This window comes from Streptomyces montanisoli (assembly GCF_017813245.1).
Classification (GTDB): Bacteria; Actinomycetota; Actinomycetes; order Streptomycetales; family Streptomycetaceae; genus Streptomyces; species Streptomyces montanisoli.
The window spans coordinates 126,550-132,850 of sequence record NZ_JAGIQL010000002.1 but is presented as its reverse complement, the minus strand read 5'-3'; the positions used below and the strand labels follow the sequence as shown (position 1 = coordinate 132,850).

5 protein-coding genes are annotated in these 6,301 nt (G+C 76.5%); all 5 read right to left on the bottom strand.

Annotation, left to right across the window (positions count from 1 at the left end; translation table 11 throughout):
* Nucleotides 1-1,582, bottom strand: a 1,582-nt coding sequence (locus JFN87_RS01425) for a sensor histidine kinase (RefSeq protein WP_372449163.1), incomplete at its 3' end; no start/stop codon positions are given.
* Entirely contained in the window at nt 1,579-2,313 is a 735-nt protein-coding gene (locus JFN87_RS01420) for an ABC transporter permease (protein WP_245178548.1), read from the bottom strand. The genes JFN87_RS01425 and JFN87_RS01420, both read right to left, overlap by 4 nt.
* Complete coding sequence (locus tag JFN87_RS01415; RefSeq protein WP_209337945.1) at nt 2,310-3,221, bottom strand: ABC transporter ATP-binding protein; 912 nt, start codon at nt 3,219-3,221, stop codon at nt 2,310-2,312. Before JFN87_RS01415 ends, JFN87_RS01420 begins: the two co-directional genes overlap by 4 nt.
* 282 nt (nt 3,222-3,503) lie before the next feature.
* Nucleotides 3,504-3,656 (bottom strand): hypothetical protein, encoded by a 153-nt coding sequence (locus JFN87_RS01410; RefSeq protein WP_209337934.1) that lies wholly within the window; start codon nt 3,654-3,656, stop codon nt 3,504-3,506.
* A 148-nt stretch (nt 3,657-3,804) separates the two neighbouring features.
* On the bottom strand, nt 3,805-5,403 hold the full coding sequence (locus JFN87_RS01405; RefSeq protein WP_245178547.1) for a hypothetical protein: 1,599 nt from the start codon (nt 5,401-5,403) through the stop codon (nt 3,805-3,807).
* Nucleotides 5,404-6,301: the final 898 nt, after the last annotated feature.

The window sequence follows — 6,301 nt, the reverse complement described above, 5'->3', positions numbered from 1 at the left end:
CCCCCCCCCCCCCCCCCCCCCCCCCCCCCCCCCCCCCCCCCCCCCCTCTTCCGCGCGGAAGACAGAGACGCAAAACCGCAGGATGGCGGAGCTGCGGGCCCGCCCCCCCGGCCCGCGGGGCGCCGGGCGTCGGCCGACCGCCCGCCGCAGCGCGCGCGCGGCGGGCCCCGCGGCGGCGAGCGGCAGCGCCACCCCCGTCGCCCGACGGGAGCGTTGCCGTGATGCGGAAGCCCGGGGCCGTGCCGTCCGTCTCCAGGGCGCCTCCCGCCGCCGCGATCCTTTCCCGCAGGCCCTTGAGGCCCGTTCCCGTCGACGAGGCCACGAGGCCGGGGTGGACACCCACGCCGTCGTCCGAGACGGTCGCCCGGACGCGCAGGTCCGACGAGCGCACCTCGATCTCGCAGCGGCCCGCGCCGCTGTGCCGCACCACGTTCGTCACCGCCTCGCGTACCACCCAGCCGAGCAGCGCCTCCGTCGCGGGCTCCAGCGGCGGGCCCGACTGCCGCACGACCGTCTCCACGCCCGCCGCGTCCAGCGCGGAGCGCGCCCTGTCCAGGTCCGCCGCGAGGCTGCCCTCGCGGTACCCGGTAACCGCCTCCCGCACCTCCGTCAGCGCCTGCCTGCCCACGGACTCGATGTCCGCGACCTGCGTCAGCGCAGCCTCCAGCCGTACGGGGGCCAGCCTGCGCGCCGCCTCCGCCTTGACGACGATCACGGACAGCGTGTGGCCCAGCAGGTCGTGCAGGTCGCGCGAGAAGCGCAGCCGCTCCTGCTCCACCGCCGAACGTGCCAGTTCCTGCCTGGTCGCCCGCAGTTGCATGACCGTCTCCGACAGCGTGAGGATCGCCGCCGTCACCATCATCGAGATGGCCGACCCGTAGGCGACCGGCACCGCCGTCCACCCCTCGTGGTACGCGGCGACCGCGGCGGTCGCGCAGCCGAGCAGGAGCGCGCCCCACCCCAGCCACCTGCCACGCAGCACCGTGCCGCAGGCAAGGCCGAACAGCGGCAGGAACAGCAGCCACGAGCCGCCGTAGAAGCCCGCGAGCGCGAACGTCATCAGGCCCATCACGAGGACCATCCAGCGGACCTGCGGGCTGTCCCGCTTGCCCGGGACGAAGGCCCTGAACACCACGGAGACGTAGAGGGAGTTGAAGACGAGCAGGCCGATGCCGCCGATCCACGGGTCCGGCGTCTTGCCCTGCACGATGTTGGAGAACGAGCCGAGGCCGAGCAGCAGCCAGGGCATCATCGCGAAGCCGTTCGGCGGTCCGGGCCTGCGCGGGTGCCGCCGTCCCTCACCGCAGTCGGACGGGTCCTCCGCGCCGGACGCCACCGCCGGCCCGGGCCCCCACTCGCGCTCCCGCTCGCGCCCTCGCTCCCGCTTGCGCGCGCCGCCCGTGCGCGCACGCAGCCACGACGGCGTACGGAACGGCGGCACCGGGAAGTCCCGCAGCACCAGCGGCTCGCGCCGCCGCTTCCCGTGCGCCTCCGCCACGTCGTCCTCGTGCGCGCCCCTCAGGTCCTTCGCGCCCTTCCCGCCGTTCACGCCGTGCACGCCCTGCTCGTCGTCGTCCGTCATGTCGCCGTCCTCGCAGCCCTGCGGTACGAGACCACAGCGTACGAACCGCTCACCGCGAGCCATCCCAGCAACACCGCCACCGTCGCCACCGTCGGCGCACCGCCCGCCGTGGTCGACCAGCCGAGCGCGGCGAACCGGTTCGCCGGTGTGAACTCCGCGATCACACGCAACCAGTGCGGGAACAGCTCGACGGGGAACCACAGCCCGCCGATCACGGCGAGACCCACCAGGCAGCCGATGTTCAGCACGCCCGTCGTCTGCGCCGACAGGCGGTAGCCGTTGCCGATGCCGAACAGTGTGAACGGCAGTGCCCCGAGCCACATCAGACCCACCAGCGCGGGCCACTGCCACGCATCCAGCCGCACACCGTTGACCAGTGCGCCCGCCGCGAGCACCAGCAGCAGGCTGGGCAGCACGGTCACCGACCCGGCCAGCCCCCTGCCGAGCACGACGTCACGCGGCCTTATCGGTGTGATCCGCAACTGGTGCAGCCAGCCGAGCTGCTTGTCCTCCGCGATGCCCGTCCCCGTGCCGACGGCGGCCCCCAGCGCCCCGTAAGCCGCCATCCCGACCATCGAGGTGACCTTCCAGGCGGCGCCGTCCGGGTTCGCGCCCTGGCCGATGTTGGTGAACAGCAGGTACATCACCACCGGCATCCCCGCGCCGAAGACGATGAACCCGGGGTCGCGCAGGGCGCGCCGTACCTCCAGGCGCACGTACCGGCCGATCATGACGCCACCTCCACGTGCTCGTCGTGCCGCCGCGTCAGGGCGAGGAAGGCGTCCTCGAGCGTGGCCCGTGTGACCTCGATGTCCCGCACGCTGCCGAGCCCGGCGAGCGCCACCACCGTCGCGTCCGCGTCGTCCGTGCGCAGCCGCGCGCGTCCCGCCCGCACCTCCACGTCCCGCACGCCGGGCAGCAGCCGCAGCCCGGCGGCGTCCCCGTCCGCCAGGTCGAAGGAGACCAGGCGGCCGCCCGCGGCCTCCCGCAGCCGCTCGCCCGTGCCGTCCGCCACGACCTCGCCGCGGTCGAGCACGACGATCCGGTCCGCGTAGGCGTCGGCCTCCTCCAGGTGGTGGGTGGAGAACAGCACGGTGTTGCCCCGGCCCGCGTACGCACGCATCGACGCCCAGAACGCGCGCCGCGCCTCCACGTCGAGCGCCGCCGTCGGCTCGTCGAGCACGACCAGCTCAGGGCCGCCGGCGAGCGCGACGGCGAACCGCACGCGCTGCGCCTGGCCGCCGGAGAGCCGGTCGACGCGCCGGTCCTCGAGCCCGGTGAGCCCGGCCAGCCCGATGGTCTCCGCCACCGGCAGGGGGCGCGGGAACGCGGCGGCCACGAACGACACCAGCTCCCGCACCGTCACGCGCCGCACCGCGCGGCCGTCCTGCAGCATGGCGCCCACCCGCCCGGCGGCGACCGCGCGCGACGGCGGGCCGCCGAACAGGCGCACCGTGCCCGCGTCCGGTTCGTCGAGCCCGAGCAGCAGGCCGACGGTCGTCGACTTGCCCGCGCCGTTGCGGCCGAGCAGCGCCACCGTCTCGCCGCGCGCCACCGTGAGGTCGACGCCGGCGACGGCACGTACCCGGCCGAACAACTTGTGCACCTTCTCGAAGCACACGGCGGGGGAGCCGGTCATCGCCGGTGCCGCCGGTGCCGTTCGTTCCGTGCGCGCTGTCAGCGCTCCGTCTCTCATGCACTCGACGCTACGGACGGCGCGGCGGCCGCGGCAGATGCGGATGTTGACGAACGGGCAGTACAAATGTCCCGACCTCACCGGGCGCCGGGCGCCGAACTCCGGTCCCGGGCCCTGGCCCCGGGACCCCGGACGCGGCGGAGGGGCCGCCCCGGCGCTGCTGCTGCCGGGACGGCCCCTCCGTCCGCTGTGCTCAGGCGGCCTCGGGCCGCCGGGCCGCCGTACTCACGGCCGGCGGTGTTTGCCGTGCGCCTGGGACGACGAGTCGTCCGTGGGCGCCGAGCCCCCGCGGTGCTTTCCGTGGTTCCCGGCTTCACCCTGATCGGCGGCCGTGGTCTCCGGACGCTCCTCGATGGTGTCGTTTCGGGCTTCGGACATGGTGGGAAGTCACCCCGTCGTGGTCGCTGATTGTGGTGGCTCAGGGGCCCCGCGATCCGGGCACGTCCCGCAGCACCGAGGCGATCGCACACGCGGCGCGGTCACCGGTGGTGTCCGGTCGGCACGGCCGCGTAACCCCGGTCGAATTCTAGCCAAGTACCCCCTGGCCGCCGACCGGCACCCGCCCCGCGCCCGCATGTTGCTGAAGGGGCGCCTGTTGCAGCGGAACCGGCCTGCACACCACAGGAGTGTGTACGGCGGCGCGCGGTTCCGCGGCCGGTGGTTCCGGTTGGGGCGATTGTGTGCGGGAGTCGCCGTCGGCCCCGCCGGCGCCACCCCACGCGGCCGCCGCCCGCGCCGCTCCGGTGGCCGGATCCCGCCCGGCGCCGTGTGACGCGGTCGCGACCGGTCCGTTGTCCGGCGCGTCGCCCGGCGTCCGCACCTCCTCGTCCGGCGCCCGCACCTCCGCCACCGCGCAGGGCGCGCCGGCCGTCGTGCACGGCAGCCGGAGCACGCCCTCGCGGGACCAGAGGCCCGCGCCGGCCAGCCACCCGGGCGGCGCGGGCAGCAGGTGCAGCCTGCGTCCCGCGGGCCGCCACACGCCCACGCACGTGTCACCCGCCGCCCCGTCGACCCGGAACACCACGGCGCACGTCTCCGGTGTGAGCACCAGGCCGGGCTGCGCCGCGAACGGTACGAGCGCGCGGCCGTCCCCCGGCCGCAGGCACTCGGGGAAGCGCACGGGTCGCGTGCTGCCCAGCACGCCCCAGCCGATCCTGTACTCGCCGGGCGCGTTCGAACGGATCAGCAGCAGGCCGCTGTCCGGATCGGCCAGCAGAAGCCGGTCGTCGCTGTCCTCGGCGATCTGGAGCAGCGGCGACACCTCGCCGCCGCGCTCCAGGTCGACGGCGACGGTCTTCACCACGCCGCCGGCCTCGCGGTCGAGCGCGAGCAGCCGGCCCGTCCGGTCCAGCCAGGCGCCGCCCGTGCAGCGTCCCGGCACCCGGGTGACCAGCTCAGGCCCGAAGGCACCGCCCGCGACCAGCCAGACGGCCGTCGTGCGCGCGCCGGGCACGAGCGCGTACGCGCGGCTTCCGCCGGGCGCGGGCGGCAGGAGCGCGAGCCGCTCGCACTCGACGGCGCCGAGCGGCACCTCGCCCGTACCCGGGCCCGTGGGGTAGAGCAGTGAGAAGACGTACCTGTCCGCGACGCGGCGGGAGATGAGGACGCGGCCGTCGGACATCGGCTGCACCTGGCTGTCCGGCTCCTCCGGCTGCCCGAGGGGGAGGGGGACGGCGTACGGCTCAGGACCCGAGAGGGTCCAGCGCTCGGGAAACCAGACGGTGGCGCCGCCGCCCCCGGGCCCCTGGAGCACGGCGGGGGCGGCGGGTGCCAGACGTGCGGCGTACGAGCCGTCCGCGGCGATCACGATGCGGGCGGGCGCCGTGGCGAGCGCGGCGGGCGCGGGCTCGCCCGCGCCGACGACCCGGAGAGCGCTGAGGGTGTCCACGGCACCGGCGGGGCGCGCGTCTTCCGGCGCGTCCGCTGTACCGGCCGTGCCGCCGACCTCCGCCGCGCCGTTCGCGCGGGCCGCGCCCGGGACGTCGCCGACCGCGCCCGCCTCTCCGGCCGTTGTCGCCCACGCCCCATGCCCCTCAGAGGCCTCAGCCGCCACGGGCTCCGTCCCGCCGGGCCCCCACCCGCCGGTCCGGGTCCCGGCGGCCTGCGTGCCGGTGGGCTCCGGCATGGCGCCTCGCGTCCCGGCGGGCTGCGCCAGTGCCGCTTCCATCGCGGCGGTTGCCGACCTGGCGGGCTGCGCTCGGGTGGCCCGTGTCCGGACGGGGTGCGATATGGCGGCGTGTTCCCAAGCCGCCGGCGCGCCGAAAGGCTCCGTCCTGGCGGGCCGTTCCTGGACTGCCTGCGTCTCGGCGCTCTCGGGCCTGGCGGCCCGCGCCTGGACGGCTTGCCTCTGGGCGGGAGGCGAACCGGCGGCCTGTTGTTCCCGGGCGGCCCATGCGCTCGCGGGCGCGGTCCTGGCAGCCTGCGCCTCGACGACGTCCGCCCCGGCGGCTGGCGGCTGGGCGGGCTCCCGCCCGGCGGGGCGAGGCCAGGCGGCCGGTGCCTGGGCCGCCTGCCCCTCGGTGGCCCGCGCCCCGGGGGCCCACGACTGAGCGGCTTGCGCCTGCCCCTCGGCGGCCCGCGACCCGGAGGGCTGCGCCTCAGCAGGCCGCGACTCGGCGGCCTCCGTCCCGGGGGCCTGCGCCCCGGTGGGCCGGGATTCGGCGGCACGCGGCCGTTCTGCTTGCATGCCAGCGGGTCGCGATCCCACGGCTTGTGCTGCGACGGGCTGCGCTGCGACGGTCTCCGCCCGCGCGGCCTGCACCCCAAAGGCCCACGACTGAGCGGCTTGCGCCTGGGCATCGGCGGGCTGCGACCCGTGTGGCTGCGCCTCAGCCGGCCGCGACTCGGCGGCCTCCGTCCCGGGGGCCTGCGCCCTGGTGAGCCGGGGCGTGGCGGCCCGCGCCCAGCCCGACTGCACGCCAGCGGGCCGCGACCCCACGGTTTGCGCTGCGACGGCCTCCGTCCCGGGGGTCTGCGCCTCGGTGGGCCGGAATCCGGCGGCGCGCGGCCGGTCTGCCTGCATC

What these genes read in the sequence shown, in the direction of transcription:
- JFN87_RS01420 (WP_245178548.1), bottom strand. Translation starts at nt 2,313, where the DNA reads ATGATCGGCCGGTACGTGCGCCTGGAGGTACGGCGCGCCCTGCGCGAC.
- JFN87_RS01415 (WP_209337945.1), bottom strand. Translation starts at nt 3,221, where the DNA reads ATGACCGGCTCCCCCGCCGTGTGCTTCGAGAAGGTGCACAAGTTGTTC.
- JFN87_RS01410 (WP_209337934.1), bottom strand. Translation starts at nt 3,656, where the DNA reads ATGTCCGAAGCCCGAAACGACACCATCGAGGAGCGTCCGGAGACCACG.
- JFN87_RS01405 (WP_245178547.1), bottom strand. Translation starts at nt 5,403, where the DNA reads ATGCCGGAGCCCACCGGCACGCAGGCCGCCGGGACCCGGACCGGCGGG.